The following is a 2,124-nucleotide window of genomic DNA, read 5'->3' as shown; positions in this document are numbered from 1 at the left end:
CGCCTACACCGCCCGCCTCGCCGGTGCCGGGCCGGACTGGGAGCCGCTGCCGGTCCAGTACGCCGACTACGCCCTGTGGCAGCGCGAGCTGCTCGGCGAGGAGTCCGACCCGTTCAGCCTGATGAGCCGTCAGCTCGACCACTGGAGAGGAGTCCTGGCCGGTCTGCCGGAGGAGCTGGAGCTGCCGGTGGACCGCCCCCGGCCGCCCGTGCCGACCGGCGCCGCCGACGCCGTCCCGTTCACCCTCGGCCCCGAACTGCACACCGCGCTGGCCGACCTGGCCCGCCGCCACCGCTCCACCCTGTTCGCCGTCCTCCAGGCCGGGCTGGCCGCGCTGTTCACCCGGCTCGGCGCCGGCACCGACATCCCGCTCGGCACCGGTGTGGCCGGCCGCTCCGACGAGGCCCTGAACGACCTGGTCGGCTTCTTCGTCAACACCCTGGTGCTGCGCACCGACACGTCCGGCGACCCGTCCTTCGCCGAACTCCTGGGCCGGGTCCGGGAGGCCCAGCTGGACGCCTTCGCCCAGCAGGACGTGCCGTTCGAGCGGCTGGTCGAGGAGGTCAACCCGGCCCGCGCGCTCGGCCGCCACCCGCTGTTCCAGACCCTGCTGGTGCTGCAGAACCACGAGGAGGGCGAACTCGGCCTGCCCGGGCTGGAGTCGGCGCCCGAACCACTGGGTCTGCGGGTCGCCAAGTTCGACCTCAACATCGGCGTCACCGAGCGGCACGACCAGGACGGTACCCCGGCCGGGCTGGAGGGCTCGGTCGAGTACTCGGCCGACCTGTACGACCGGGCCACCGTCGACGGGCTGTTCGCGCGCTTCGGCCGGCTGCTGGCCGCCGCGGCCGCCGACCCCGCCGCGCCGATCGGCACCCTGGACATCCTCGCCCCCGAGGAGCGCGCCCGGCTCGCCGAGGACTGGAACGCCACCGCCGCGCCGGTCCGCACCGGCTCGCTGCCCGAGCTGTTCGCGGCACAGGCCGCCCGCACCCCGGACGCGATCGCCCTCGCCCACGACGGCGGCGAGGTCGGTTACGCCGAACTCGACGCCCGCGCCAACCGGCTCGCCCACCACCTGATCGCCGCCGGCGTCGGCCCGGAGTCCCCGGTCGCGCTGCTGATGGAGCGCTCGGCGGACCTGGTCGTCGCCACCCTCGCCGTGCTCAAGGCCGGCGGCTGCTACGTGCCGATGCACGCGAGCCTGCCGCCCGAGCGGATGACCGCGCTGCTCGCCGACACCGCCGCGCCCGTGCTGATCACCGACCGCGCCGAGCCCGGCTTCGCCCACGAGGCCGTCGTGGTCCGCCCCGGCGACGAGGCGGGGGCGCCCGACCACGACCCCGGCCTGCCCGTCCACCCGGACCGGCTCGCCTACGTGATGTTCACCTCCGGCTCCACCGGCACCCCCAAGGGCGTCGCGGTCCGCCACCGCGACGTGGTCGACCTCGCCGACGACCGCCGCTGGCGCGACGGCCGGCACGAGCGGGTCCTGCTGCACTCCCCGCACGCCTTCGACGCCGCCACCTACGAGTTGTGGACGCCGCTGCTGCACGGCGGCACCGTCGTCGTCGCCCCGCCCGGCACCATGGACGCGGCCGCCCTGCACACCGTCGCCACCCGGCACGGCGTCACCGCGGTCTTCCTCACCAAGGCGCTGTTCGACCTGGTCGCCGAGCAGGCCCCGGAGACCTTCCGCGCCCTGCGGACGGTCTGCACCGGCGGCGAGGCGGCCTCCGGCACCCTGATGCGCCGGGTCCTGGAGCACTGCCCCGAGCTGCTGCTCGCCCACGTCTACGGGCCCACCGAGGCGACCACCTTCGCCACTCACCACCACCTCCTCCCGGCCGACCTGGACGGTGCCCGGGCCCCGATCGGCGGCCCGCTGGACAACATGCGCACCCATGTCCTGGACGCCCGCCTCCAGCCGGTGCCGCCCGGCGTGCCCGGCGAGCTGTACATCGCCGGGGCCGGCCTGGCCCGGGGCTACTGGCGCCGCGCCGCGCTGACCGCCGAGCGCTTCGTCGCCGACCCGTTCACGCCGGGCACTCGGATGTACCGCACCGGCGACCTGGTGCGCCGCCGGGCGGACGGCGCGATCGAGTTCCTCGGCCGGATCGACGG

General features: G+C 75.8%; 1 protein-coding gene. It reads left to right on the top strand.

The genetic code is table 11. The features are described from left to right. The coding region (locus VR45_RS41220) for an amino acid adenylation domain-containing protein (protein ID WP_045945114.1) at nucleotides 1–2,124 on the top strand (2,124 nt) is incomplete at both ends.

This window comes from Streptomyces sp. NRRL S-495 (assembly GCF_000966955.1).
Taxonomy (GTDB): domain Bacteria; phylum Actinomycetota; class Actinomycetes; order Streptomycetales; family Streptomycetaceae; genus Kitasatospora; species Kitasatospora purpeofusca.
The sequence above is the reverse complement of the archived record's forward strand: the minus strand, read 5'-3'. Positions and strand labels throughout refer to the sequence as shown.